The organism is Ferrimonas sp. (assembly GCF_048263965.1).
Classification (GTDB): domain Bacteria; phylum Pseudomonadota; class Gammaproteobacteria; order Enterobacterales; family Shewanellaceae; genus Ferrimonas.
The window spans coordinates 13,782-39,666 of record NZ_JBLXDO010000005.1 but is presented as its reverse complement, the minus strand read 5'-3'; the positions used below and the strand labels follow the sequence as shown (position 1 = coordinate 39,666).

Genomic DNA, 25,885 nt, shown 5'->3' with positions numbered 1-25,885 from the left:
AAAAGGACACCGAAATGAAAACTTTGTTGATTGTTGATGCCAGCCCAAACAACCAAGGCTCCAACACCCGAGGCCTGACCGCCGCCTACGCCGAGAAGTGGCAAAGCGCCAACCCTGAGGGTCGGGTGATCTTCCGCGATGTGTCCGGCGACGCCGTTCGCCCGTTGAGTCAGGCAACCATCGGTGCCTTCTACACTCCCGAAGATCAGCGCAGCGATGAGCAAAAAGCGCTGGTGGCTCAGTCGGACCAGCTGGTGGATGAGTTGTTTGCTGCCGATGAAGTGGTACTGGGCTCCCCCATGCACAATTTCTCTGTCAGTGGCGGCATGAAGGCCTGGATTGACCAGATCTGCCGGGTAGGTCGCACCTTTAACTACACCGAAGAGGGCCCTAAGGGCGCCCTGGGTGGACGCAAGGCGGTGATTGTGGCGTCCAGCGGTGGCGATTACAGCGAGGGAACCCCCATGGCCGCCCTGAACCACAATGACACCTATCTGCAGACCGTCCTGGGATTTGTCGGTATCACTGACGTTCAGGTGGTCAGTGCTGCGGGTGTTGCCATGAACGATAAGTCCGTGGAGCAAGCCAAGGCAAAGCTGTTGGAACTGGCCTAATTTCCCGATTGGGTTAGGCGTGCCAGGGAGGGTGAATACGCTTGATGATTGCTGTTAACAAAGATCTCTTCCCATAACTGGGGACCTGAGATGCGATCAGACCGCCATAGATCCACGAGATCCATGGCGGTTTTTTTTGCCAGCAGGTTACCGTAGAGCAGCGGTCCCTGCTGCACCAGTTTGGGGTAGGCACTCAAGGGGCGCCAACTTGTCGGGGCATCGACCCCATAGTAGCTGCGGAACAGGTGTTGTTGCTGTTTGGCCAGCTCTGAAGGCTGGTGTTGCGACTGATGCCAGAAAGCCAGGGAGAGTCGGGTCCGCAGCAGTTCACCGGGTCCAAACCCCAGGGGCTCGGCTTCGGGGGCCTGTCTCAGTTGGCCTATGAACCCCGAATCGGCACCGAGGGCCAGACCTATGGCTCGGGGCAGGTTGATCAGATCCGGCTCCTGTCTTTGCCCCATGTAATCGCTAAGTTGATGGCCAGCAAGGTGGTAGAAGGCAGTAGTGATGCTGCCCGCCAGCTCGGACAGGTGTTCTCCGCGCCAACGCTCCTTGTTGCGATAGTGAATCTGGCCTATACCCGGGTAGTAGTTCGCCAGGTTTCGCTGCAGACCCAGGTAGGCATTGCGGTCCGCCGGGACCAGGGTAAGAGTGCCCAGAAAGCGTCGGCCATCCCACAGTTGCCACTGACCATCGGTTATGGGGTCCAGTTTCAGGCCGAACAGCTGGGTCAGCTGCTCAAGGGTTGCCAAGGCCAGCTGATGGGCGTCGACGTAGCTGTATCTTGGGGTATTGGGCCTTTTCCAGGGTAGCTTTGCCGACTCCGCCTTGAGGCCTCGGAGAAAATGGTCCACCTGCTGATAGCTGCTGAGGTAAGCCCCATCCAGTTTCCAGCCCATCGCGCTGTCGTAGCCACGCTCTTTGGCCTGTTGATGAGACAAAGCAAGAATGGTGCGCAGGTGTTGGTCTGCCTGCTTGCCACCGCGGTTTTGCCAGGCCAGCCAGACGGAGCGGGCACAGCCTGAGTCTGCCGCTTGAAACAGGTAGCGTCCCACTGAGCGCTTGGAGAGCGCCAGGGTCCTTGCCTGTTCCACCTGAACGTCCTGCCGAAGGCAGGCTTCGCGGTTGATCTGGATGGTGCGGCGGTTGTCCTGAGTCATCGCCAGGTAGGCGGCTTCGGCAGAGATGAGAGGCAGTGGCCTTACTACCTGGCCGCTGTATCTGGCCAGGGCACGGCTCACCTTGTGGTGGCAGTTGGCCAATTGCTCATCTGGGTAGGGGATGGCCCTCAGCTGGTCCTGCAACTGGACCAGTTGTGCCTTATAGCGGCCAAGAGAGAGGGCGCTGGCATCCTGAGGCGGCGCCAGAAGCTGTTCACAGAGCTCCAGGGGCTGACCCTGGGCAGTGGTGCCGACCAGGGTCAGAATCAGCAGGCCATCAGACCATCTGAGTGTCACGACCGAACCACTCCTTGGAGCGTGCGACCCGGGTGTCCACGTCCACTGGATGGCCGGGGAGCGCTTCCACCTGGCGCAGCCGAGGCAGAAGACCCTCACCATTGGCTATCTGAATTGCCAGCCCCGGACGGGCATTGAGCTCCAGCAGCAGGGGGCCCCGCTCGGTATCCAGCACCATATCCGTTCCCAGGTAGCCCAGGCCGGACATCTCGTAGCAGCCGGCTGCCAGGGTCATCAGTCGGTCCCAGTGGGGGACCTGCATCTTGGACAGCTCCTTGTTGGTGTCCGGGTGGTGGGTCACAGGTTCATCGAACTGAACCGCCCGCAGGGCCCGCCCGGTGGCGATGTCGATGCCTACACCGACGGCGCCCTGGTGCAGGTTGGCTTTACCGTCAGAGGCGGCGGTGGAGAGGCGCAGCATCCCCATCACCGGATACCCCTTGAACACGATCAGGCGAATATCCGGAACCCCTTCGAAGGAGTAGCCGTCAAACACCGGGTCAAACTGAATCAGTGCTTCAATCACCGCCACGTCGTTTTTACCTCCGAGACTGAACAATCCTGCCAGGATGTTGGAGACGTGGCGCTCCATCTCCGGCAGGGTGACTTCGCTGCCCGATGGCTTGAAGAAACGGCCGTCGGTGACCTTGGTGATCACCAGGATCCCCTTGCCGCCGGAGCCCTGGGCAGGTTTGATGCAGAAGCCGCCGAAACCGCGGATGCGGTTGGTCAGGTCTGCCACTTCATGCTGCTGACCTATCACAGAGATGAGATCGGGGACCGCAATGTCGCCCTTGAGGGCGATCTGCTTGGTTTTCAGCTTGTCATCCACCAGCTTGTACAGCGAGCGGGGGTTGTAACGGCCGATGTAGGAGATGTTTCTCTGGTTCATCCCCATGATCCCCTTGGACTTGAGTTTGGAGGGGTGACAGAACAGCATCAGCTATCCCCCGCCAGAGGCCGGAAGCGGCGCAGCTCAAGCAGTCGGTAACCGGTGTACTGGCCTAGCATCAGCACCAGGGCAAGAATCACCAGGTGTACCCCGAGGAAGTTGAAGACCCAGTGCTGAACCAGGGGGTTGACCATGCACAGGTAGGTGATCACCGCCACCAACAGACTGCCGCCACCTTGTACCGCCACCTCTTTCGGGCCCTCCTCCTCCCAGAGGATGGACATACGCTCGATGGTCCAAGCCAGGATGATCATCGGGAAGAAGGTGATGGTCAGGCCCTCGGTCAGTCCCAGGTTGTAGGCCAGCAGGGTAAAGGCGGTGATGATCCCCAGCACGGTGATCACCACCGCGCTGATTCTCGAGATCAGCAGCAGATTCAAGTTCGACAGGTAGCCGCGGATGTACAGGCCCACCGCGACGATCAGCAGGAAGCCCACTAGCCCGGTCAAAAGCGTGGTCTGGATGAAGGCCAGGGCGATCAGCACAGGCATAAAGGTGCCCGAGGTTTTCAGGCCGACAATCACCCGCAGGAACACCACCACCAGTACGCCAATGGGCACCAGCAGCAGGCCACGGATCAGGCTCTGCTCCTCCAGAGGGAGGGAGTAGAGGGAGAAGGAGGCCAGGCCCTTGGCGGTCATCATATCCACCGCGGTGGCCAGGGCAGGGCGGGTGTCCTTGATGATGGAGAAGGTCACCCGCGAGTCGGTGGCACCGGTAATATCCAGTACCGAGGCACTGGCGCGCTGCCACAGCAGCATGTTATCGGGTCGACCGCTTTGACCGGTAGCCGGGTCAAACAGGTGCCACTGGTCATTGTCATAGACCTCAACCACGGACACCAGATTCTGACGGCGGCGACCGTCTTCCAGCATCAGTGCATGGCTGACCCGGGCGGGGATGGCCGCAGCTCGCATCAGCTGAACCATGAGTTCGGCAGGCTGGTAATGGCCCAGCAGCAGCTCCACATTCTGACCCTGCTCCTTGTCGAAGATCATCGTCGCCACCTGCTGGGCGTAGGAGAGATTGCCGGCACTGCGATCCCAGGCCAGATCCACCAGGGTCTGGGCGGCGGTGTCCACCCCTTCTGCCCAGACCACCGGCTCAGGAGCGGCGGGCTCGTTGGCCTCTTCCAGGGGGGCGCCAGCCTTCTGTACCAGATTGGCGGTGAAGTAGAGCTCCTGAGCGCCGACGGCTTCACGCTTGGTCCACACAGCCTTGCGGGCACCATCCTGCCTGGCCAGAGTGAGGCCATAACCGGGGGAGGCAGCGCTTTCAGACAGGGTGGCAAAACCAGGATCCTCAGGCAGGGTCAGGGCGGCTTCGATGGGCTGTCCCTGAGCCTGGAAGGTCACCCGGGCTTCTACGGTCCAGTTAACGGTCTGAGTGCCGGGGACCAGGGGGATGCCGTCAACGGAGTGACGGTAAACGGCGGAGCCGATGCCAATACTCAGCAGTACCGCTATGACAAAGTAGAAGGCTTTTTTGGACGCCATGATCACTGGGTTCCTTTGGGTTCATTGGGAGTTTGCACGTGCTTGCGGCTGACATCGACCACGGCGATGTCCTTGATGAACTTGCGCCCCAATAGCAGTGGGTAATCCAGATGGCTGCGATCATTGAGGTTGAGCTCGGTCTCAGCCACGTAGCTGCCCAGCTTCAGGCGGGCCAGGATCACCGGGCGCTCCTGCATGCCATCGGCGGCACCTTTCTTGATTTGAGCGGTGCGAACCACCCTGGCTTCCACGGTCTTGGGTTCGGCTTTGTCGCCTTCACGGTTGGACACATCGAACCGCACCCACTGTTTGCCGTCCCGCTCGAACAGGGTGATGTTCTGGGCATCGATGGAGGAGGATTCGGCGCCGGTGTCCACCCGGGTTTCGAAGGCCATGCCAGTCTCCTGAACAAAGACCCGCTCCACTTCACCCAGAACCATCTTATCTCCGATGGGAGAGGCTGGATTCACTTTAGGGCACTCCACTTTGGCTGGTTGAGGTTTGGCTTGCATACCCTGAACCTGTCCCTGAAGTGTCTCGACCTGGGCCGATAAAGCGGTGATGGCCAGAGTCTGATCCTCGTAGCCCTGGCATTGCTGCTCCAGGGCGGCGGTCAGTGCCTGAGTCTGGTTGCTCAGCAGCTGTTCCACATCGGGGCCGGGTTCCTGAGTCTGGCCCTGAAGGTTGGCACAACCGGCCATCAGCGACAGAGTCGCAATGGCCACTGCAGATCGGATCGTCTTCATCTGTTTTCCTTAGCCTTGGAAAGGTCGAACTTTGGGTTATTTGGTGGCAACCAGTATGGCGCGTCTTGGCGCTGGGTGCCCCTCCACAGTCTGGGTGGGGTCCGTTGGATCGAGATAGTCCTCCAGTGACTGGTGGGTCATCCACTCGGTACGCCGCTGTTCACCTAGCTCGGTGTCGCTTTCATCCACGATGCGTACGTCACTAAAATCGCACTTTTCCAGCCACAATTTCAAGGCCTTGGAGGAGGGGATAAACCAACAGTTGTTCATCTTGCCGTAACGGCCGGGAGGGACCAGGACGGTATTCTCGTCACCCTCTACGACCAGGGTTTCCAAAATCAGTTCCCCGCCTTTATTCAATTGGTTACGCAGTTGAATCAGGTGGTCGATGGGAGAGGTGCGATGATAGAGCACGCCCATTGAAAACACGGTGTCAAAAGCGCGCAGGGGGGGCAATTGCTGAATTCCCAGGGGCAGCAGGTGAATGCTGTCCGGATCGCCGGCGATGCGTTTGACCGCGGAGAACTGAGCCAGGAACAGATCTGAGGGGTCGATGCCCACCACCAGCTCAGCGTCTTCACCCAGCATGCGCCACATGTGGTAGCCGCTGCCACAACCGACGTCGAGGACGGTGCGCCCCTTTAACGGGCTGATGTGGGGCAGCAGGCGATCCCATTTCCAGTCACTGCGCCACTCGGTGTCGATGTGGGTGCCGTGCAGGTAGTAGGGGCCTTTGCGCCAGGGGTGGAGGAACTTGAGCAGGTTGCCCATCTTGGCCCTCTGACCTTCATCCAACTGGTCGCCGCTGCCGAACATCACCTGGGTCTTGATGTCACTGACGTCCAGCTCGACGCTGGGCATCTTCGCCACCACCTTCTCCCACTTCGGGAAATCACCGTGGGCGTGCAGTTTGCGCCATTGACTCAGTTGGGTAGGGCAGGACTCCAGCCAGTGGCTGAGCTTGGAGTCTGCGATACGCTGATAAAACTGTTTGAACTCGATCATTTGATGGCCATCAGGGAGGCAAAATTAAGGTGTTGGAACCAGCTGCTGTATTCGCTGAACCCTGCGTCACTGAAGCGCTGGTAGTGCTGCAGTTTGCTGTCCGGCTTCATGACGTTCTCCAGGGCAGTGCGCTTCTGGCTGATCTCCAGCTCGCTGTAGCCATTGGCCCGTTTGAAGTCCAGGTGCATCTCATCCAGCAACTGGTGAACCCTGTCCCCTTCAAATCGTAGCTTTTCAGAGACTACGACCACACCGCCGGGCACCAGCCCCCGGTAGATCTTGGCCATCAAATCGGCCCTGTCCTGGGGCGGCAGGAATTGCATGGTGAAGTTGAGTACCACCATGGAGGCGTTATCAATGTCGATGTCGCGAATGTCGGCGCACACCAGCTCCACCGGGGTCGGGCTGACAAAGGCGTTAAGGTGCTCTGCGGCGCGCTTGATCATCGCCTCTGAGTTGTCCACGGCCACCAGGGTGCAGCCGCGGTCGTCCAACTGGCGTCGCATGGAAAGGGTGGCGGCTCCCAGGGAGCAGCCCAGATCATAGATGCGGGTACCAGGTTGGGCAACGCGGGCACAGAGGTTACCGATGCCATCTACTATAGTGGCGTAGCCGGGCACCGAGCGGGAGATCATGTCAGGAAAGACTGACGCCACCTGCTCGTTAAAACTGAAATCCGGTATATTTTGCTGAGGTTTGGCAAAAATTTTATCGTGATGTGTCATAGTGACAGGGCTCGTTGGGTATAACCCGCCGATTGTAGTGCCGAGGCCTTTCTGCGGCAAGTTCAGTGGCTTTGAGGTGACGGACTTGTCCAGTTTCTGTTCAGGTGGCGCAGAACTGAGCAACCGGCGAGGCGCTTCTCGCTGTCAGCCTTCTTATAGCGGCAACTTTTCTTTATAATCCCGGTTTTGCCGAATCAACCTTGTGACGGCCCGCCCCAGAGGCAAAGGCGCCGCACAACCAGCAACTTAGATAGGATCTGTCGATGCGCAGCCATTATAGTGGACTCGTTACTGAAGCCCTGGTGGGCCAAGAAGTTACCCTGGTCGGTTGGGTTAACCGCCGCCGTGACCTGGGTGGGGTGATCTTCCTCGACCTTCGCGATCGCGAAGGCATTGTCCAGGTGGTGTACGATCCAGATCTGCCCGAGGTATTCGAGACCGCCTCCAGCCTGCGTGGTGAGTTCTGCGTTCAGGTGAAAGGTCTGGTGCGTGCTCGCCCTGAGAGCCAGGTGAACGCCAACATGACCACAGGTGCCATCGAGGTATTGGGCAAAGAGCTGACCATCCTGAACAAGGCTGCGCCTCTGCCAATCGACTTCAACACCGACGTCAGCGAAGAGCAGCGTCTGAAGTACCGTTACCTGGACCTGCGTCGTCCCGAGATGACCGAACGCATGCTGTTCCGCTCCAAGGTGACTTCCGAAGTGCGCCGCTTTATGGATGATGCCGGTTTCCTGGATATCGAAACTCCCATCCTGACCAAGGCCACCCCTGAGGGTGCCCGTGACTACCTGGTGCCCAGCCGTACCCACAAGGGCGAGTTCTTCGCACTGCCTCAGTCTCCGCAGATCTTCAAGCAGCTGCTGATGATGTCCGGCATGGACAAGTACTATCAAATCGTCAAGTGCTTCCGTGACGAGGACCTGCGTGCCGACCGTCAGCCTGAGTTCACTCAGATCGATATCGAGACCTCCTTCATGAGTGCCGAGCAGGTGATGGCGACCACCGAGTCGATGATCCGCACCCTGTTCAAGAAGATGATGGACGTGGATCTGCCTGAGTTCCCACACATGAGCTACGCCGAGGCGATGCAGCGCTATGGTTCCGACAAGCCTGACCTGCGTAACCCGCTGGAGCTGGTAGACGTAGCGGACCTGCTCAGCGAAGTGGAGTTCAAGGTATTCAACGGCCCTGCCAATGATCCTGAAGGCCGTGTGGCCACCCTGCGCATCCCAGGTGGCGCCACCCTGTCCCGTAAGCAGATCGACGACTACACCAAGTTCGTTGGCATCTATGGCGCCAAGGGCCTGGCCTGGGTCAAGGTCAACGAAGCGGGCAAAGGCATCGAGGGCGTCCAGTCGCCGGTGGCCAAGTTCCTCTCCGACGAGATCATCAATGCCATCGTTGAGCGCAACGGTGCCGAAGCCGGCGACATCATCCTGTTTGGTGCCGACAGCTACTCTGTGGTCACTGACTCCATGGGTGCCCTGCGCTTGAAGGCCGGCGAAGACTTCGGCCTGACCACCGACGAGTGGAAGCCGCTGTGGGTGGTGGACTTCCCCATGTTCGAAAAGGTGGATGGCCGCTTCCACGCGCTACACCACCCCTTTACCGCACCTCGCGACATGACCCCAGAAGAGCTGGAAGCCAACCCTGCTACCGCACTGTCCGATGCCTATGACATGGTTCTGAACGGCGTGGAGCTGGGCGGTGGTTCCGTGCGTATCCACGACCAGGAGATGCAGGCGACCGCCTTCCGCATCCTGGGGATCAGCGATGAAGAGGCTGAGCAGAAGTTCGGCTTCCTGCTGGAAGCCCTGCGCTACGGTGCGCCACCGCACGCCGGTCTGGCCTTCGGCCTGGACCGTCTGGTGATGCTGATGACCGGTGCGGCGTCCATCCGCGACGTGATGGCCTTCCCCAAGACCACCACCGCAGCCTGTCCGCTGACGGATGCCCCCAGCCCGGCCAACCCGGATGTGCTGGAGGAGTTGGCCATCGACCTGGTGAAGCAGGAGAAGGGCGAAGACGACAACGCCTAATCACCAAGATTGTCAAAGCTGCCTGCGGGCAGCTTTATTGTTTTAAGGCCGGGATTACAGCCCGGTTTGAAGGAGAAAGAGTTATGGCAGGTCACAGTAAGTGGTCCAACATCAAACACCGCAAGGCGGCTCAGGATGCCAAACGCGGCAAGATCTTCACCAAGCTGATTCGGGAGCTGACCGTGGCATCCCGTGAAGGTGGCTCCGATCCTGGCTCCAACCCCCGCCTGCGTGCTGCCATAGACAAAGCCCTGTCCAACAACATGACCCGGGACACCGTGGACCGCGCTGTGAAGCGTGGTTCCGGTGAGCTGGACGGCCAGGTGTTGGAAACCATCATCTACGAAGGCTATGGTCCCGGCGGTACCGCGGTGATGGTGGAAACCATGACAGACAACCGCAACCGTACCGTCTCCGGTGTACGCAGCGCCTTCACCAAGGCCGGGGGTAACCTGGGTACCGATGGCTCTGTTTCCTACCTGTTCGAGAAGAAAGGGGTGATCTCCTACGCCGAGGGTACGGACGAGGAGCTGGTGATGGATGTGGCCCTGGAGTCCGGCGCCGAAGACGTGGAAACCAACGACGACGGCAGCATCGATGTTTACACCACCCCAGAAGAGTTCGGTGTGGTGAAAGACGCGCTGGATGCGGCGGGCCTGGAAGCGGTCAATGCCGAAGTGACCCAGATCCCCTCCACCAAGGCGGAGCTGGATGCCGCCACCGCGCCCAAGTTCCTGCGGCTGATTGATACCCTGGAGGATCACGACGACGTCCAGGAGGTGTATCACAACGCCGACATCGCCGATGAGATCATGGAGCAGTTGGACTGATATGACCATCATCCTGGGCATTGACCCGGGCTCCCGGCTGACCGGTTACGGGGTTATCCGCAAAGTGGGCCGACAGCACACCTACCTGGGGAGCGGTTGCATCCGCACCCCGGACGGTGAGCTGCCCGAGAGGTTGAAAGTGGTGTATGACGGCGTCAGTGAACTGATTCGTCAGTTTCAACCGGATGAGTTTGCCATCGAGCGGGTGTTTATGGCCCGCAATGCGGACTCGGCCCTGAAGCTGGGGCAGGCGCGGGGTGTGGCGGTAGTGGCCGCCGCCAATGCCGGCTTGCCGGTGTTTGAATACAGCCCCACAGAGATCAAGAAGGCGGTGGTGGGCACCGGCGGTGCCGACAAGAGTCAGGTACAGCATATGGTAAAAAGCATCCTTAAGCTGCCAGCCACGCCACAGGCCGATGCGGCGGACGCTTTGGCCATTGCCCTTTGCCACAGCCATACCCGTGAGAGTATGGTAGCCATGGCAGGCAAGGTGACTGCGCGGGTGCGCGGTCGATTACGATGAGAATGAGAACGTGATTGGACGATTACAGGGAACCCTGATAGAGAAGCAGGCACCAGAGGTGCTGATTGACTGCGGTGGGGTGGGCTATGAAGTCCAGCTGCCCATGACCAGTTTTTACCAGCTGCCCGACGTGGGCCAGCCCTGCACCCTGGTGACGCACTTCGTGGTGAGAGAAGACGCCCAGCTTCTGTATGGCTTTGCCACCCGCTCGGAGCGCGCCCTGTTCCGCGAACTGATCAAGACCAATGGCATCGGTCCCAAGATGGCCCTGGCGATCCTCTCCGGCATGTCTGCCGAGCAGTTTGTGGCCGCGGTTCAGCGGGAAGACATCACCGGCATCACCAAGGTCCCTGGTGTGGGCAAGAAGACCGCCGAACGCCTGGTGGTGGAGATGCGCGATCGCATGAAGGGTTTTGCCGCCAGCCTGGCCACCCCCAACGCGGATGCCTTCGCCCTGGACAACCAGATTGAGAACACCTTTATCACCGCGCCGGATGCGGCGGAGGACGCCATCGCTGCCCTGGAAGCCCTGGGATACAAGGCGACTGTGGCGAAGAAGGCGGTGGAGAAGGTGCGTTCCCCGGGCGCCAGCTCAGAGCAGCTGATCAAAGACGCCCTCAAGGCGATGATGTAGGAGTAACGGATGATTGAAGCGGATCGCCTGATAGCCCCTCAGGAGCAGTCCAGTGAGGAGTCGGTCATTGACCGGGCCATGCGCCCCAAGAAGCTGACCGATTACACCGGCCAGAAGGAGGCGTGCAGCCAGCTGGAGATCTTCATTGCTGCTGCCCGCAACCGGGGCGAGGCGTTGGATCATACCCTGATCTTCGGCCCTCCCGGCCTGGGGAAAACCACCCTGGCCAACATCATTGCCAATGAGATGGATGCGGACATCAAATCCACCTCGGGACCTGTGCTGGAGAAAGCCGGCGATCTGGCGGCGATGCTCACTAATCTGGAAGCCAACGATGTGCTGTTCATCGATGAGATCCATCGTCTGAGTCCGGCGGTGGAGGAGATCCTCTACTCCGCCATGGAAGACTATCAGCTGGACATCATGATCGGCGAAGGGCCGGCGGCCCGCTCCATCAAGCTGGATCTGCCGCCGTTTACCCTGATTGGCGCCACCACCCGGGCCGGGGCGCTGACCTCGCCACTGCGGGCCCGTTTTGGCATCCCGCTTAGGCTGGAGTTTTACAACACAGCGGATCTTACCAGCATCGTCAGCCGCAGTGCCCAGGTGCTCAATCTTGAGATCGATGGCGAAGGGGCGGTCGAAGTGGCGCGCCGAAGCCGCGGTACCCCACGTATTGCCAACCGATTGCTGCGCCGGGTGCGCGACTTTGCTGAGGTGAAGTACGAAGGCAGCATCGACAAGGTTGTAGCAGGGGAAGCGCTGGGCGTGCTGGATGTGGACAGCGAAGGCTTCGATTTCCTTGACCGCAAGCTGTTGCTGACCATCATCGAGAAGTTCGGTGGTGGGCCCGTGGGACTGGACAACCTGGCCGCTGCCATCGGTGAGGAGAAGGAGACCATCGAGGACGTGATTGAACCTTTCCTGATTCAGCAGGGCTATATCCAGCGCACTCACCGTGGCCGGATGGCCACCGATAAGACTTTCCTGCACTTTGGCCTGGCCAAAGAGAGCTGAATCGAAACAAAGTCGTAAATAAAACGGTCTGTTCTAGCAGACCGTTTTTTTAGGGATACGAAATGAAATGGATCAAACAGGGCGTTCAGTTCGTCTTGGTGTTGCTGGCCGCCCTCTGGCTCGGTGGCTGGGTGCGGGGGCTGATGATGAGCCCGGCAGTGGGCAGTGTGCCGGATTCCCCTTTGCCGGTAATGACCCAGGTGCACAACGACTGGTTTTTAAGCGGTGAGCTTTCATCCCCGGTCGGCGAAGGCAACCGGTTGGTCTACCTGTTTGCGCCCTGGTGCACCATCTGCAAGCTGACCTTTCCCCACCTGAAAGAGTGGCAGCGGGAGGGCAGGGCGGTGACCCCGGTGGCGCTGAGCTATCAGAGTGCCCAGGAGGTGACCGACTTCCTCGAGAGCTTCCCCGGGGCAACAGATCGGGTATTGCTGGGCAACCGGGCCCTGGCCCAGCAGTTGGATGTGCTGGCGTTTCCCACCTATCTGATCGTGGATGCCCAGGGGCAGATCCTCTCCAGCCGCGTGGGCTACCTGCCTGAATGGATGCTAGGGCTCTATCTGGACTACTACCAAATCTGAGCGTTTGGCCTGCCATATTATTGGTTAAATTAAAAAAATAGTGGTTGCTTGGTCGTCACTCTGCTGGCGGCGAGTCCTTGCCAGGGAGTGAGCATGAATAAGGAGAGCGATGTAGCGGCATCGCCCTGTTGGCCGGCGATTAGAACTCATAATTGAGCATCAAGGAGGGGCCCTCATAATCGAACTGAATATCGACGTCCGAAAAGCGCCGTTTCTCCTCCACAGACAGTTCATAGTTCTGCCAGGCCAGCCCCAGGGCCAGGTTGGGAGTCAGGTACCACGAAGCCTGCAGTCGCCAGTCCAAAAGTCGGCCGTCCACATCGTCGATGGAGACCTTGAGGTACTGGGTGTGGAAGGAGAGCAGCCAGTTCTTCGCCGGTTGCCAGCCCAGAATCAGGCCAATGTCTGGCAGGGGGGCGGTGATCTCCCCCAGAGCACGGTCGGCCACCTCCATCTCGTTGCCCCCTTCACCTACCAGGATGATGTCGCCATCGAGCACAGCGTGAACATCCATGATGTGCACTCCCAGGGTGCTGAGCAGGGCGTAGTTATCGCCCTGAATCAGGGTGCGGCCATAGACCAACTGATAGATGTCCACATCCAGTTCGGATCTCAGGTTGGCCCCTGTTTCCACCTGGTAGCGATTGCCCTCCCACTCAAACTCGAAGCTTTTCTGCAGGGAGCGGCTTTGGGCTGTGCGGTGCAGGGTCAGGTAGTTCAGAGCCAGCACGTTCTTTTCATCGAAGCGATAGGTGAGCTCCACAAAGGGGCTGAACTTGGACTCATCCAGGGCCAGATCTGACTCGAAATCGACTCGTATCGGACTATTGCCATTCACGGTTCTGGCGCCAAAACTGGAGTCTACATCAGCCCAGAACCCGCCCAGCCTTAGGCTGAACCCGCTGTCGAAGGGGCGGGCAAAGGCCGAGGGGGCGAGAAGAAGAAGCAGTGGCAGATATCTCATTTTTTTTCCAAGAATCAGTGTTTTGGTTTGAGCATAGAGCAGTGCTGTCTTATTCGCCAACTCAGCTGGTTTGGCACACACGGTTGCGTCCACCGGCTTTGGCCTGATACAGGGCGCGATCCGCCTTGGTGGTCAGGGAACTGACGCTGTCGGCGTCACTAAAGGAAGCGACGCCGAAGCTGATGCTGAGCTTTCTACTTGTCTCAAACTGATGGGCTTCTACCTGATGTCGAATCCGTTCTGCCAGCTTGGTGGCTTGATTGAGCTCGGTTTGGGGGCAGATGATCAGAAACTCCTCGCCGCCCCAGCGGCCAGCATAATCCGAGCTACGCAGACTGGATTGGATCAGTTCCGCTATGGTAATCAGCACCCGGTCGCCCACCTGATGCCCGAACCTGTCGTTGACCTCTTTGAAGTGATCGACGTCCCCCAAGAGAATGCACAACGGGGTCTGGTAGCGCCGGGCCCGGTCTATCTCGGTCTGGAAAGTGGCATCCAGCTTGAGCCTGTTGGCAATACCGGTGAGGGGATCAATGTTGGCCTGCATCTCCAGGGCTTTCTTTAGCCGCCAGAGTTCGGTGACATCGGTGGAGATGCCCACCAGTTCGTTGATTTTGCCATCCTCGTCCCGCAGTGGGTGCTTGGTTTCCAGATAAACCGTGGGTTTACCAAACTCCCGTTCGACGATCACCTCCTCCTGATTGGCCTGGCCCCCCAATACCTTCATGTCTATCTCTTTCAGTTGTTGCTGAGTTTCGATGGGGAAGTAGTGGCTGTCGCTAAAATCGGGAATCTGACTTTCATCTATCTGGAACAGTTCGAGGCAGGGCTTGTTGGCGTAGGTGTAGTGCTGGTGTCGATCTTTGGTGTAGATATGGGCGCCGGCGTGATCGAGAATCTGCATCAATCGCTGTTGCTGCAGACGGGCGCTAGTGAGCCGTTGCTGGTAACGAAACAGCTGAATCACCAGCATGGCGATGGTGAAGATGAGGAATAGGACAAGGCCCGCCATCCAAGGCTCCTGAGTGAAGACCTAGGATGATTGTCACTGAGTTATAAGGAAATGTCCAATGTGTTATGAAAATGAAGAGGCGGCTGTTGCCGCCCCTGATTAGAATACGCAGTGCTTGGTGTAGTCGGTCGCTTCATTGGCCGTCCAGTCACCCTTGGGCTTCTCTTCCATCTTCTTGCACCAGGCTTCACTGCCCACTTCAGGAGAGCAGGCGGTGATCAGTGAAAGCAGCGCCAGAGCGGCAATAATCTTTTTCATAGTCAGTCCCAAACAGGTCACAGTTATCAAGGGAACAGGTTAACCCAAAACAGCAGCTTCTCGTTAACGTAATTGCTCCAATTTACCGCGATTGAACAAAAAAGCGGCCCGAAGGCCGCTTTGCACACTACTTACAGGGAAACTCAGTTACTGCACTGATGTGGGAAGGGTTGATTGTCCACAAACTCTGCAGGGCAGCTGGCGTCACAGGGGCTGCACAGGTTGCGCTCGGGGCGCTGCACGTCGTGACAGAAGTAGCAGCCGATGCCGGAGCCCTTCTCTACGTGGTTGTGCATCCGTTCGTGGGTGCGAGGCAGGTTCTTGGTGCCGTCGTGACACTGAGCACACACCTGCTCCTTGGGCCCTTTCAGTTTGAAGCCCATAGCGTCCAGTTTGGAGTCGGTGGTCAGATCCAGATCAGTGGAGTGACACTGGGTACAATCTGCCACGTCACTGGCGGGGTTCACACCGTGGTTGATCATCTGGAAGGTGTCGGTCTCGATCCACTCATAGGGCTCGTTAGTAGCATAACCCATGTTGGCCAGGCCGTTTTCAATCGCCTTGACGGCATCGCCTGAACCCTTGAGGTACTCGAAGGTGTCCAGGGCGATCATGCGGCTGTCGGCACTGGTCATGGGCTGGTGCGCGGTCTTGTACTTGAACGGCGTCAGCTTACCGTCATTGGCGTCGCCCAGAGGACGGGAGGTGGGGTAGAGCCCGGTCTCAGGGTCCACCTTGGCCAGATCGCCCAGCAGGTAGTTGTCGCTCTTACGGTTCCAGAAACGAACCTCAGGCACCTGGTTAGCCAGTTTGTCGGTATGCGGGTGGCCTGGGCCGGATACGCCATCGGCGGGAGTTCCGTCGTGGTGGAACTGCCAGTCACGGTGCATCTCCGTGGGCATATGGTTGGCCGCGCCCAGATCCTTGGCATAGGTGGGAATGTGGCAGGACTGACAGGCTACGCGAGACACGTGGCGATCGGGCTCGTCGCGGCGGCCTGAGCTTGCGTGACCGGTACCGGAGTCCATACCGTCGTGGCAGGAGCTGTTGGCACAATTGATCTCGGCACCACGAACGATGTCGTCGGTAGGACGCAGGTCGGAGCCTTTGCCGATCACTCGATGACTTTCAAACTTGTGGCAATCCTGGCACTGCAGGTTGGCACCGGTCACGTTCATGTGTACGTCGAAGTGAGCATCGCCGTTGGCCATCAGGGCAGAGGAGAGGTCACCGCGCTTAACGCCATCACCGCCGCCGGCATAGGCGTGGCACTTCAGGCAGTTGGTGCGCTCAGGGGCGGCAATGTTCTGTACATAGCCGTCCAGATCCGCTTGGGCAGTGCCGTCTGCTGGACCCAGGGAGCCGTCAGACTTGCGCACCCGGTTGAGGGCGTAGTCTTTGTTGTGGCACATCAGGCAGTCGACGTTGGCAACGGTGTCGCCTTCGCCGGGCTTGGTGCCGCGGCCGGCGTGGCAGGAGCCGCACACAGGCCAGTCGCCTTCAATGTTGATACAGTAGCTGTTTACCGCGTTGGTCAGCTTACCCTGCAGGGTACCACCCTGGTTGGTCATATCCGGGGTTTCACCTGTCCACTGATAGTGAGTGGAACCGAACATCTCCTGATACTGGCTACCGCCTTCGCCGCCGTCGTGGCAGTTCATACAGGCGCTGGGGTAGTCAGTCCAGGCGAGACCGTCGTGGGGGCTGACGGCGCAGCCGTTGACGGGCTCAACTTCACAGACGCCGCAGGAGTTCAGTTGCCAGACACTGGCATCGTTATCGTTACAGTCTTGAGCGGCCTTTACTCCGTCACCATCCAGGTCAATGGGCTTAGCCGCATAACTTGGCAAGGCGAGCGTGACAGCAAAAATGCCCGCCAAAGATATTAGAGTTTTAGAGTTCATCATATTCTCCAGTGATTTTTTATTTTTCGAAGCGAATAATTTTCCATTTTTTGTTCAGTTTCTTGATTCTGTGCGCACAAACTCCTTTGTGCGGATTTCGCCTCGTTGTTGTGTCTGTGGCTTATTAGTTTTTCCTGTGTGTTTCTCTCCTTTTAATCAGATTATTTGAACGACCTAATTTAGTTATATCTAACATAGCGGAAAATTATGGATGTTCAGTGACGTTTGTCACAAACGCAAATGTTGAAAGAATGTTTTCTGATATCTAAAAAACCCTGAGTTACGGGGGTTTTGGGCTCTTTACTTTGTTATGTGAGAGTTGAATTTGCGATGGGGTGTGTAGGCTGGCTCTGAATGGAGGACACGTTTTTTTTAATAATTTTGGCGAATAATTTGCGGTAATATCTATTATTTCTCGCTATCTGAGCGCCCTGGCAGGCATTTTATCAAGTGCGTCAATGTAATTTTGTGGCGTCAATTAAATGTCACTTCGTAAGATCGCTGCGTGACTTTTAAATTCGAAAATAATTACTGAAGGTAAAGATAGGAGGGGGGATTTGAAGGCGTGTGGAGTGTTTTGGGAAAATTATAGGAAAAGCATCGCTGCCGCCAGGCAGTGGAAACGGCGACAGCGATGAAACTTTATTGAGAGACGAAACGCAGCAACTCGGTGCCGCTCTTATCCCGGAGGCTAAGTGTGTTGCCCTTGATCTCATACTCGGCGGTCTGGGACAGGTGTGCCAGATACTCCCTCTCCAGATCCATACCCTGGGGACAGGCCATCATGGTGGCGGCCATGGGACCCGCAGCAATCTGGCCGCTGTCGTCCAGGTATCGGCCGTGATAGCGGTTACAACCGGAGAAACCCGCCGCAACACCATCCTGATTGACCACCAGATTGGCGGCTTTATCCTGCATCCCCAAAGGCGCCGGTTGCCCCTCGATGTGGGACAGGATCCAGTGGGTGTCCTTCAACGGCAGATCCGGCGCCTGTTCATGGGCCACCATCTGCAACATCATGTTATTGCCATCCCCATCGAAGGCGTTCTCAACTGTGGTATTGATGAACATCAGCCGGCCGTGAGGGCTCTCGATACGGGCGCTGAGGGTGTAGCTGTGGCCCGGCTTCAACTGGTCTGGGCCATAAGTCAGTTCAAAGGGGTAGGGTGGCACACCATTGATGGTGTAGCTCTTTTCAGCCAGAGTCTCAGCGGCCACATCCTGCTTGGAGGTATCCTGCAGGGCCACTTTGACCACCGAACCGGGTGGCAAAGCGATACGCTCCCGATAGCTGACGCTGCCGGACACATTCTCAGATTGAGTGTGGTTGGCGCAGCCTGTGACCAGAAGGGCACTGGCGACCAAGGCCAAGCCGAAGTGTTTCATGGATGGTTACCCCGATTAAATTCAGTGACGACAATAATAGTCTCAGAGTGGCTTAACCGGGGCTGTATGGTGGCGATTACTGGCTTCGCAGGAAGGTAACAATTTGCGTCAGGGCGGGGGTGACCCTGTCCGGCTGACCGGCCCTGAGCAGGGCGCGGATGCCCTGAATCTGCAACACCAGCCAGTGGGTCAGCAGATCGATGTCGGTGTTGGGCCTGAGTTGCTGTTTTGCCTTGGCGCCCTCCAGAGCGTGCTTCAGCGCCGCAAACAGCCCGTCGAATATCTGATCTGAAAGAGCCGCTACCTTTTCGTCCAGTTGTCTGCGCTCCAGCAGGGCACTTTGCAGGAAGCAGCCAAACCCTGGCCGAACCTCCTGACACATCTGCATTAGCAGGGTTTCAATCTCTTTCAGCCCAGCGTTGTCCTCCAGCAGGGGCTGCAGCCTGGGTTTGGAGTAGGTCTCCTGATAGTGCCTTAGGCACAGGTGATAAAGCTGATGCTTGTCACCGAAGCTGTTGTAGAGGCTGAAACGATTGATCCCCAGGTGGTCCACCAGGTTGGCCACGGATGTAGCTTCGAAGCCGCGCTGCCAGAACAGACCCATAGCCCGTTCCAGCACCTCCTCTCTGTCGAAGCAACACTGTCTTGCCATACTGCCTCCAAAATTCTTGACCGTTCGTTCTGATATCGATAGATTCTAATCTAAACGATCGTTCCGGAAAAGGAGTGTCAATGAAGATTCATCAAACCGCCCCCACCCCGAATTGCCTGCGCGTGTCCCTATTTCTGGCCGAGGCCGGTCTGGAGGTGCCGCGACAGGAGGTAGACATTCGAGGCGGGGAAAACCTCTCCACCGAGTTCCGCCGACTCAGCGCCAATGGTCATGTGCCGGTTCTGGAGCTGGATGACGGTGAAACCATCTGTGAAAGCCTGGCGATCTGCCGCTACTTTGATGCTATAAAGCCAACGGGCCTGTTTGGCGCGACGCCTCTGGAGCAGGGCAGGGTGGAGATGTGGACCCGTATCATTGAGCACCAGGGCCTGGTTCCGGCGTTTCAGGCGTTTCGCAATCTCAGCGGTGTCTACGCCGACAGAGAGCGCTGTGTTGAGGCCTGGGGGGAGGAGTCCAGAAAGCGACTGGATGAGTTTTTGCCCAAGTTGGAACAGCGCCTGGGAGAGAGCACCTACCTGGCCGGTGAATGCTTCACCGTGGCCGACATTACCGCCTGGACGCTCTTCGCCTTTATGGAAAGGGTCAAGTTTTCCCTGGTGCAGTCCTATCCCAACATTGAACGCTGGCGTAACCTGCTAGCCGTCCGACCCGCATTCAGTTAACCAGGAGTTGTCATGATTGAGCTGTATACCGCCGCCACCCCAAACGGCCACAAGGTCTCCATCGCCCTGGAGGAGATGGGGCTGGAGTATCGGGTCCATCCACTGGACCTGATGGCCCTGGAGCAGAAACAGCAGGAGTTTCTGGCCATCAATCCCAATGGACGTATTCCGGCCATAGTGGATGGGAACAATGATGATTTTGCCGTGTTTGAGTCCGGTGCCATCCTGCTCTATCTGGCAGAGAAGACAGGCAAGTATCTGCCTAAGGATCCCAAGGAGCGCTCCAGAGCAATTCAGTGGCTGATGTTCCAGATGGGCGGCGTGGGTCCGATGATGGGGCAGGCCAATGTGTTCTACCGCTACTTTCCCGAGAAGATCCCGGCGGCCATCGAGCGTTATCAGAAGGAGGGGCGTCGGTTGTTTGAAGTGATGGACGCTCAACTGGCCAAGACTCGTTACCTGACCGAAGAGTACTCCATCGCCGACATGGCCACCTGGCCCTGGGTGCGCACCCATGAGTGGAGTGGTATCTCCATCGAAGGCCTGCCCAACCTGAAGCGTTGGCTCGATGAACTGGCTGAGCGTCCCGCCTGCCAGCGGGGGATTCTGGTGCCCCCACCGTCAGAGATGACTGACGAGGAGCGGGCGGAGGCGATCGCCAAGATGGTCACCCAATAGATCCCATTTGTGGACCTCTGCGTAGCAACTTATCTTGAGCTGCACCTGGAGGTCCCATGCACATACACGCCTATTGGCTCGGCGCAGCCGGGCTGATCCCCTTCGTAGCCCTTCCCATGATGATGGTGCTGGGCGCCATTTCTTCGGACACAGCGCTGATGGGCTTTTCTCAGTACAGCGCCATCATTCTCTCCTTTTTGGGAGGAATCCACTGGTATCAAAGTGTCATCGCCAAGGCGCGTCCCTGGCAAACCTATCTGGCAATGATCCCAAGTATTCTGGCCTGGGTCGCCCTGGTGGGTCTGGGCCCAGTGGGGGCCTTGCCTTGGTTGGCGGTTGGCTATCTGCTGATGCTGGTCAGCGACCGCTGGATCGAAGGCAAGCCCCAGGGGTATGCTGGACTGCGCCAGGGGCTGACCGCCGTCGCCCTGATTATGCACCTGAGCTTCTGGTTGGCCTAGCAGCGGCATCGGGCCTGAGTCTGTGCTACCCTTCGCGCTCCCTAATGAGGGTAAGTGATGAAGGAGACCGTCTGTGAAGGAACACCATGCCCTGAGCCAGACCCGCGCCTGGGTGGAGCGGGTCATCATGAAGTACAACCTGTGCCCCTTTGCCCGGCGTGAGGTGGAAGCGGATACCATCCGCTACGCCGAGATCGACTCAGAGGAACTGCCCAGCGCACTGGAAACGCTGTTCCTGGAGTGCCAATACCTGGACCAACACCCGAATGTGGCCACCACTCTGTGTGTCCTGACCCAGGGCTTCGCAGATTTTGACCAGTACCTGGAACTGGTTGAACTGGCCAATGCTCTGCTGCAGATGCAAGGTTATGAGGGTGTTTATCAGCTGGCCAGTTTCCACCCGGATTACTGTTTTGCCGGGGAGCCGGAAGGCGACCCGGCCAACTTCACCAACCGCTCTCCCTGGCCCACCATTCACTTGATTAGGGAAGAGAGCATGGCCAGGGCTTTGGCAGACTATGACAATCCGGAGGAGATCCCGGAGCGCAATGTGGCCTTTGCCCGAAAGCGTGGCGCGGAGTTTTTTCTGTCATTGCTGGCTGGCATAAAGAAACAGTAACCAAAAGGGCGCCAAGGGGCGCCCTTTTTGATCACGCTAAAGCGCTACTGCCAGTCCCAGGCTCGTCTTGGCTTCTCATTGGCCACTGAGGTGGCGCTGAAGTGGCCGTGGGCCTGGTTGGCCATCAGGGCTTGCATGCCATTGCGGCTAATGCGAATCAGGTGCTCATGATCGCCTGCTTCAAGATAGATGTGATCTTCTTTACACAGATCATCCTCGTAGACGGCCATCAGGTTGTATGGCTTGCCCACGGGAGGCACCGCGCCCAACTCACAATCGCTGAACTGACCCTTTAGTTTGGTCTCGGGGATCAGATGCAGTTCCCGCTTGAGCTGATCGCTGAGCTTTTGAATCACCACTCTGTTAGCGGCCGGGACCACCGCCAGGATGCGGCGACCTTCGTTGTCCTCCAGAACGACGGACTTGGCGGTCTGTCTGGCGGGCACGCCGGCGTTAGTCGCGGACTGGATGGAAGACTGGCTGTGTGCATGGGGAACCAGCTGATACTGCACCCCAAGGGAATCGAGATAGTCGATGACTTTGATGGCGGCACCCATAGGAACCTCCTTGGTATTGGGTCTCTTCTAAAGTGTATACCAGAGGTTGTGGGTGCGGAGATAAAGCTGTTAGTCAGCCTGCAATATGGCTATGAATCAGCTAGTTAAGAGGGTTTGCCGTGGCCTCTTCTGACGGGGCGACCTTGCAGATGTAGACATCGAAGATAACGGTCTTTCCCGCCAATGGGTGGTTGGCGTCCAGGGTCAGAGTGTCGCCGTCTATCTCGGTGAGCGTCAGCTCCATGGGGCCGTGATCGGTTTCGGCATGAATTTGCATGCCTACCTTAAGTTGCTCGGCCCCCTTGATGATGGAGGCGTCCACCTGCTTGACCATCTCGGGGTCGTGGTCACCGAAGGCCAGATCCGGTGTCAGGGTAACGGTGAGGTGATCGCCGGCTTTATGCCCAAGAAGCACCTCTTCCAGCCCCTCCGCCAGATCGCCCTTGCCATGAACATACACCAGGGGATCGTTGCGTGAGACCACATCAACCTTTTCACCGGTAACCAGTCGAAGGGTATAAGCGATGGATACAACGCTGTCATTTTCAATATTCACTTTCTGCTCCTGTGGAGGCCAGGGCTCCAGCATACTGCATCCCATCGGCTCGCGCATAGAAAAAGGGCACCCCGGGGTACCCTTTATTGTTAGCAGATCAGTGAACCAGACTTTTGACCAGATACTGGATAATTGGATCTTCGTTTCCTTGTGGGTGCAACGCCACCAGTGAGGTTGGCGCCGTGATCCAGTTTCGTTGGCAAAGCTCTTCAAGCAGGTCAAGGTTATCCACCGACGCCTTACCCGCAAGCAAGGGCTCCAGAGTGCGGTTGCTGGACAGTGTCAGAATACTCAGGAATCCCGTCAGGTACTGATAGTCTTTGGTCAGACCGCCAGAGCGGTATACCCTGACCGCCACGTCGAAGGCGCTGTCGGTGCTCAATCTGGCTTCCTCAATCAGCCTTTGCATGGTCAGGTCGAAGTTATCGTCGACCAGCATCGAATCGACGGCGAGTACCCTGCTGGCCAGCATCTTAAGCCTGTCCAGAGTCAGGGCTCCGCCGCAGTACTCGGCCATGATCGCCAGGCCCTCCTGAGTCTGGTTGCTGCCTGGGAGGCCCAGGTTCAGCACCTGTAAGGGCTGTCGGCGTCCGTTCAGGGTGGTTGCGACATGGATACCCAATTCATGAAGTTCCAGTGCCGATAACTCCCTGTCGGTATAAGTGCGGTTTCTGTTGATCAACAAGGTCGGCTTTCCTCGTCCCGACACCACCATCGCTTTGGCCGCCAGGCGGCCGCTCTGTTGAACCCGACACTTCAGCCCCCAGCTGTCGGCGCACAACTGGAGGCGATGCACTGCCTGTTCAGCATTGATCGCCGGCTGTGGTTGTTCCTCCTCGTTCAGGGGCGCTGCCTGGAGGAGAAATCGAGCCTTTTGCACCGCTTCAACATCTGGCCTGCCATAGTAGCGCAGGCTGGCATAGCGAAACTCCTCCTTGCCCACAGAGGTCAGCATATCAACCCTGCGGGACAGGTTGTCGGCAATCCCTTGATACAGGGTGCGAATCGCCGGGTCCGATATCCTCTCGAAGGGAAGTTGGTAAAGCTTCTCTTTTAGCAGGAAAGGGTCCACGGCCAGAGGTTTGTATTTAAACCTGGGGCTGAAACGGCGGCAACCACTGCGAAAACGGCGCCGTTCCTGTTCGATATTCAGCGGATTCAAGTAGGGCAGGGTTTCCAGCCCTTTTCCTATGGAGGCCAGCTGCCTGTCTAACTCCAGCACATCCTGATCAATGACCTGGCTCAGCATCTGATGCTTGCTTGCCTTTGTCCTCTTATTGTGGCGCCTGGCGAAGTAGGCCGCCGTCTGGGCAAAAGCCTCTTTCATACCCAAGCTCAGGTCCTGAACCACGAGTGGAAACATGGTGCCACTCTCTTCGTCCATGTAGACCTTTTTAACCTCAGTGGGCAGCACCAGAGTGCGATCAAACCGGGCGTTGGTGTGTGCTATCAGGTATCCGCGTCCCTGGAACACCTCATCGAGCTTTGATTCCACCTTGATATCGGACAGCTTAATCCGGTTGAGCTCACGGTTGAAGCGCTCGACGACAGTCCCCCATCGCTCCATATCGATCTGAGCAGTACCGACATTGAACAGCGGCACCTGACGCTCAATGCGTTTGTGGTTGTAGCTGTGAATATCAAATACCAGCACATTAGGGAACAATCCCTCAAGCTTGGCCAACAAGGCATCGAACAACGTATAAAAACACTGGTGTTTAAGGTGACTCCGTTCCCGCTGTTTGGCGCTTAACGGCCTTTGCCACACCTGCCTGCTCCATGCTGAGCGGTAGTAGGTGCTCAGTGCCCTGGGGCGGTTAAGGTCATACTCGAATCTCGAGTCCCGACCCACCAGTGTGATGGGTTGAGACGAAATAAACTGGTCAGTGGCCGGATCTTCCTCGTAGAACCGCTCCTTGTTGGACAGCAAACAGTTGTCCAGAAGATCCCGCCTTAACTGTCCTCCAGCGTGAATGGCCGCGGCCACTACGGGCATATAAGCATCAATCTTGACTTCCAGGCATCCCTCCACCACTGCGGTAAAGGGAGTCGCGGCCTCGATCAGCTCGATCGCTTCAGTCAGCGATAATGTTTGCATCGAGAATTGCCTGACGGTAATCGGATTTACGTTGCAGCAGCAGTTCGCGGCTGTTGATGATGTTTTCCACCCAGTCGATCACCTGTCTCTGCAGTCGGGTTCGGTTGAGTTTGTTGATCCGGGTAATGCCTCCGGGACTCAGGACATTGACTTCCAGGAGCTTGTCACCGATCACATCCAGACCAACGAAGTAGAGGCCGTCACGAACCAGCTTGGGGCCCACGGTGGCGCACAGCTGTTTCTCCTGACGTGTCAGGGTATGCTTGACCTCCTTGCCGCCGGCATGGATGTTTGAGCGTACGTCCCCCTTGGCAGGGACCCTGCGCATGGCACCGATAGGTTCGCCATTAAGCATCAGGATTCTCTTGTCGCCCTCTTCAGCGCCCTCAATGTAATCTTGCAGGATCACATAGTTGCTCTTGTCGCCGCTTCCGATGTAGTAGTCCAACAGGGAACTGACACTTTGCTGTGCGCTCTTCTCGATTACGATGACACCGTGTCCGCCATAGCCGTTCAATGGTTTCAGAATCATTTTTCCGGCGTCGTTCTCTTCCAACACCTGCATCAGATACTCCTTGTTCTTGGAGACATGGGTGTTGGGAATGAACTGACTGGCAGGACCGGACCAGCCCGCGGTGTACAGCTTGTTGTTGGCGATGCGCAGCCCCTCCAGATCATTAATGATCAGAGTGTCTTGCTTTATGGAGTCCAGGAAGTTCAGTGCCAGAGTGTCCAGGGGAGGGTTGGCTCGCATGAAGATGCAGTCGAACCCCGCCATCGGCAGCTTTACCCGACGCATCTCAGCGGTTGCGTAGAAACGCTCCGCCTTATCAGAGACCGCTCGGCTTTTGATGATGACATCGCAAAAGCCATACACGGTGGAGTCGCGCATGGTCAGGCTGTTGGGCGTGGTTATCGCCACGGTATGTCCCCGAATGGCGCACTCGTGGATAAGGCGCAGCGTGGAGTCAAAGGCAGGGTCGATACGCTGCCATGGGTACATGAGGAAACAGATGTTCATTAAGCCTGTCCAAAATTAATCGTCATCAATTGGGCTGTTCAGATCGACGCTGACTTTGCTGTCGTGCAGCGTGTAGATCTTTGGTTTGCCATTGGCCAACCTCTGGTACTTCAGCCATACACGTTCCAGAGGGGTTTCGGGATCTGCCTTGGCCTGACACACCTGCTGAAAATGGTGCTCTGTGTCAGATTGAGGCTCAAGAAGACCGGTTGCTAACCCCTGCATGGTGGTACCAAAACTGGTGAGCAGATGGCTCTCGCCAATGGTGAAGTCACCGGAGCGATTAAATCCTCTGGCATATCTGTTGTTGTCCACAAACAGTTTGCTACCGAATCGAAAATCGACATCAGACATAACAAATCCCGATAAAGATTAAATATTTCAATGTATTGATGGTATTCACTCAAGGCATGA

Annotated in this window: 28 protein-coding genes; 11 read left to right on the top strand and 17 right to left on the bottom strand. The window is 57.6% G+C overall.

Annotated features, from left to right (window positions below; translation table 11 throughout):
- Positions 1–14: 14 nt before the first annotated feature.
- The gene (locus ACN0RV_RS06665; RefSeq protein WP_417346710.1) at positions 15–614 is read left to right on the top strand and encodes an FMN-dependent NADH-azoreductase; all 600 of its coding nucleotides are present in this window, start codon (positions 15–17) and stop codon (positions 612–614) included.
- Here ACN0RV_RS06665 and ACN0RV_RS06660 read toward each other — a convergent pair.
- Genes ACN0RV_RS06660 through cmoA form a run of 6 tightly spaced genes read right to left on the bottom strand, consistent with a single transcriptional unit; the run spans position 611 to position 6,995 of the window.
- Positions 611–2,071: a hypothetical protein gene (locus ACN0RV_RS06660; protein ID WP_417346708.1), complete on the bottom strand. Its 1,461-nt coding sequence runs from the start codon at positions 2,069–2,071 to the stop codon at positions 611–613. The two genes, ACN0RV_RS06665 and ACN0RV_RS06660, sit on opposite strands and share 4 nt — an antisense overlap.
- Positions 2,052–3,011: an alpha-L-glutamate ligase-like protein gene (locus ACN0RV_RS06655; protein WP_417346706.1), complete on the bottom strand. Its 960-nt coding sequence runs from the start codon at positions 3,009–3,011 to the stop codon at positions 2,052–2,054. Before ACN0RV_RS06655 ends, ACN0RV_RS06660 begins: the two co-directional genes overlap by 20 nt.
- On the bottom strand, positions 3,011–4,519 hold the full coding sequence (locus tag ACN0RV_RS06650) for a UUP1 family membrane protein (RefSeq protein ID WP_417346705.1): 1,509 nt from the start codon (positions 4,517–4,519) through the stop codon (positions 3,011–3,013). Before ACN0RV_RS06650 ends, ACN0RV_RS06655 begins: the two co-directional genes overlap by 1 nt.
- Before the next feature lie 2 nt (positions 4,520–4,521).
- Positions 4,522–5,265 (bottom strand): ATP-dependent zinc protease, encoded by a 744-nt coding sequence (locus ACN0RV_RS06645; protein ID WP_417346703.1) that lies wholly within the window; start codon positions 5,263–5,265, stop codon positions 4,522–4,524.
- Between the two features lie 36 nt (positions 5,266–5,301).
- Entirely contained in the window at positions 5,302–6,270 is a 969-nt protein-coding gene (gene cmoB, locus ACN0RV_RS06640; protein WP_417346701.1) for a tRNA 5-methoxyuridine(34)/uridine 5-oxyacetic acid(34) synthase CmoB, read from the bottom strand.
- Positions 6,267–6,995 carry a carboxy-S-adenosyl-L-methionine synthase CmoA gene (cmoA, locus tag ACN0RV_RS06635; RefSeq protein WP_417346699.1) on the bottom strand — a complete coding sequence of 243 codons (729 nt, stop codon included), beginning with the start codon at positions 6,993–6,995 and terminating at the stop codon, positions 6,267–6,269. Before cmoA ends, cmoB begins: the two co-directional genes overlap by 4 nt.
- A gap of 263 nt (positions 6,996–7,258) precedes the next feature.
- Between cmoA and aspS the strand changes: the two genes are divergently transcribed.
- From aspS to ACN0RV_RS06605, 6 genes are all read left to right on the top strand, one after another.
- The gene (gene aspS / locus ACN0RV_RS06630) at positions 7,259–9,037 is read left to right on the top strand and encodes an aspartate--tRNA ligase (RefSeq protein WP_417346697.1); all 1,779 of its coding nucleotides are present in this window, start codon (positions 7,259–7,261) and stop codon (positions 9,035–9,037) included.
- Positions 9,038–9,120: 83 nt separating this feature from the next.
- On the top strand, positions 9,121–9,867 hold the full coding sequence (locus ACN0RV_RS06625; protein WP_417346695.1) for a YebC/PmpR family DNA-binding transcriptional regulator: 747 nt from the start codon (positions 9,121–9,123) through the stop codon (positions 9,865–9,867).
- Position 9,868: 1 nt separating this feature from the next.
- Positions 9,869–10,390, top strand: a complete 522-nt coding sequence (gene ruvC / locus ACN0RV_RS06620) for a crossover junction endodeoxyribonuclease RuvC (RefSeq protein WP_417346694.1) — start codon at positions 9,869–9,871, stop codon at positions 10,388–10,390.
- A gap of 10 nt (positions 10,391–10,400) precedes the next feature.
- On the top strand, positions 10,401–11,024 hold the full coding sequence (ruvA, locus tag ACN0RV_RS06615; RefSeq protein ID WP_417346692.1) for a Holliday junction branch migration protein RuvA: 624 nt from the start codon (positions 10,401–10,403) through the stop codon (positions 11,022–11,024).
- Between the two features lie 9 nt (positions 11,025–11,033).
- Positions 11,034–12,041: a Holliday junction branch migration DNA helicase RuvB gene (ruvB, locus tag ACN0RV_RS06610; protein WP_417346690.1), complete on the top strand. Its 1,008-nt coding sequence runs from the start codon at positions 11,034–11,036 to the stop codon at positions 12,039–12,041.
- A 62-nt stretch (positions 12,042–12,103) separates the two neighbouring features.
- Positions 12,104–12,622: a TlpA family protein disulfide reductase gene (locus ACN0RV_RS06605; protein WP_417346688.1), complete on the top strand. Its 519-nt coding sequence runs from the start codon at positions 12,104–12,106 to the stop codon at positions 12,620–12,622.
- Positions 12,623–12,761: 139 nt separating this feature from the next.
- On the opposite strand, the gene ACN0RV_RS06600 is transcribed toward ACN0RV_RS06605, so the two are convergent.
- The 6 genes from ACN0RV_RS06600 to ACN0RV_RS06575 form a co-directional block, all read right to left on the bottom strand.
- Entirely contained in the window at positions 12,762–13,586 is an 825-nt protein-coding gene (locus tag ACN0RV_RS06600; protein WP_417346687.1) for a hypothetical protein, read from the bottom strand.
- A gap of 61 nt (positions 13,587–13,647) precedes the next feature.
- On the bottom strand, positions 13,648–14,598 hold the full coding sequence (locus ACN0RV_RS06595; RefSeq protein WP_417346685.1) for a diguanylate cyclase: 951 nt from the start codon (positions 14,596–14,598) through the stop codon (positions 13,648–13,650).
- Positions 14,599–14,697: 99 nt separating this feature from the next.
- A complete protein-coding gene (locus ACN0RV_RS06590) occupies positions 14,698–14,856 on the bottom strand; it encodes a DUF3012 domain-containing protein (RefSeq protein WP_417346684.1) in 159 nt (52 codons plus the stop codon).
- A gap of 143 nt (positions 14,857–14,999) precedes the next feature.
- Positions 15,000–16,760, bottom strand: coding sequence for a hypothetical protein (locus ACN0RV_RS06585; protein ID WP_417346682.1), 1,761 nt, complete (start codon positions 16,758–16,760; stop codon positions 15,000–15,002).
- Positions 16,761–17,402: 642 nt separating this feature from the next.
- A complete protein-coding gene (locus ACN0RV_RS06580) occupies positions 17,403–18,146 on the bottom strand; it encodes a YbaY family lipoprotein (RefSeq protein ID WP_417346680.1) in 744 nt (247 codons plus the stop codon).
- 76 nt (positions 18,147–18,222) lie between these two features.
- Positions 18,223–18,798: a TetR/AcrR family transcriptional regulator gene (locus ACN0RV_RS06575; RefSeq protein WP_417346678.1), complete on the bottom strand. Its 576-nt coding sequence runs from the start codon at positions 18,796–18,798 to the stop codon at positions 18,223–18,225.
- Between the two features lie 80 nt (positions 18,799–18,878).
- Between ACN0RV_RS06575 and ACN0RV_RS06570 the strand changes: the two genes are divergently transcribed.
- The 4 genes from ACN0RV_RS06570 to ACN0RV_RS06555 all read left to right on the top strand — a co-directional run bounded on the left by ACN0RV_RS06570 (position 18,879) and on the right by ACN0RV_RS06555 (position 21,239).
- Positions 18,879–19,481, top strand: a complete 603-nt coding sequence (locus ACN0RV_RS06570; protein ID WP_417346677.1) for a glutathione S-transferase family protein — start codon at positions 18,879–18,881, stop codon at positions 19,479–19,481.
- A 12-nt stretch (positions 19,482–19,493) separates the two neighbouring features.
- The gene (locus tag ACN0RV_RS06565) at positions 19,494–20,159 is read left to right on the top strand and encodes a glutathione S-transferase family protein (RefSeq protein WP_417346675.1); all 666 of its coding nucleotides are present in this window, start codon (positions 19,494–19,496) and stop codon (positions 20,157–20,159) included.
- Between the two features lie 56 nt (positions 20,160–20,215).
- Positions 20,216–20,620 carry a DUF3429 domain-containing protein gene (locus tag ACN0RV_RS06560; RefSeq protein ID WP_417346673.1) on the top strand — a complete coding sequence of 135 codons (405 nt, stop codon included), beginning with the start codon at positions 20,216–20,218 and terminating at the stop codon, positions 20,618–20,620.
- Positions 20,621–20,693: 73 nt separating this feature from the next.
- Positions 20,694–21,239: a DUF1415 domain-containing protein gene (locus ACN0RV_RS06555; RefSeq protein ID WP_417346671.1), complete on the top strand. Its 546-nt coding sequence runs from the start codon at positions 20,694–20,696 to the stop codon at positions 21,237–21,239.
- A 44-nt stretch (positions 21,240–21,283) separates the two neighbouring features.
- Here ACN0RV_RS06555 and ACN0RV_RS06550 read toward each other — a convergent pair whose 3' ends face one another.
- The 5 genes from ACN0RV_RS06550 to maoP form a co-directional block, all read right to left on the bottom strand.
- Positions 21,284–21,796, bottom strand: coding sequence for an aminoacyl-tRNA deacylase (locus ACN0RV_RS06550; protein ID WP_417346669.1), 513 nt, complete (start codon positions 21,794–21,796; stop codon positions 21,284–21,286).
- A gap of 100 nt (positions 21,797–21,896) precedes the next feature.
- A complete protein-coding gene (locus ACN0RV_RS06545; RefSeq protein ID WP_417346667.1) occupies positions 21,897–22,352 on the bottom strand; it encodes an FKBP-type peptidyl-prolyl cis-trans isomerase in 456 nt (151 codons plus the stop codon).
- A 97-nt stretch (positions 22,353–22,449) separates the two neighbouring features.
- Positions 22,450–24,450, bottom strand: a complete 2,001-nt coding sequence (locus tag ACN0RV_RS06540) for a tyrosine/phenylalanine carboxypeptidase domain-containing protein (protein WP_417346665.1) — start codon at positions 24,448–24,450, stop codon at positions 22,450–22,452.
- Positions 24,428–25,471 carry a glutathione synthase gene (gene gshB / locus ACN0RV_RS06535; protein WP_417346663.1) on the bottom strand — a complete coding sequence of 348 codons (1,044 nt, stop codon included), beginning with the start codon at positions 25,469–25,471 and terminating at the stop codon, positions 24,428–24,430. The genes ACN0RV_RS06540 and gshB overlap by 23 nt, the downstream gene beginning before the upstream one ends.
- Positions 25,472–25,486: 15 nt before the next feature.
- The gene (gene maoP, locus ACN0RV_RS06530) at positions 25,487–25,825 is read right to left on the bottom strand and encodes a DUF413 domain-containing protein (RefSeq protein ID WP_417346662.1); all 339 of its coding nucleotides are present in this window, start codon (positions 25,823–25,825) and stop codon (positions 25,487–25,489) included.
- Positions 25,826–25,885 lie beyond the last annotated feature (60 nt).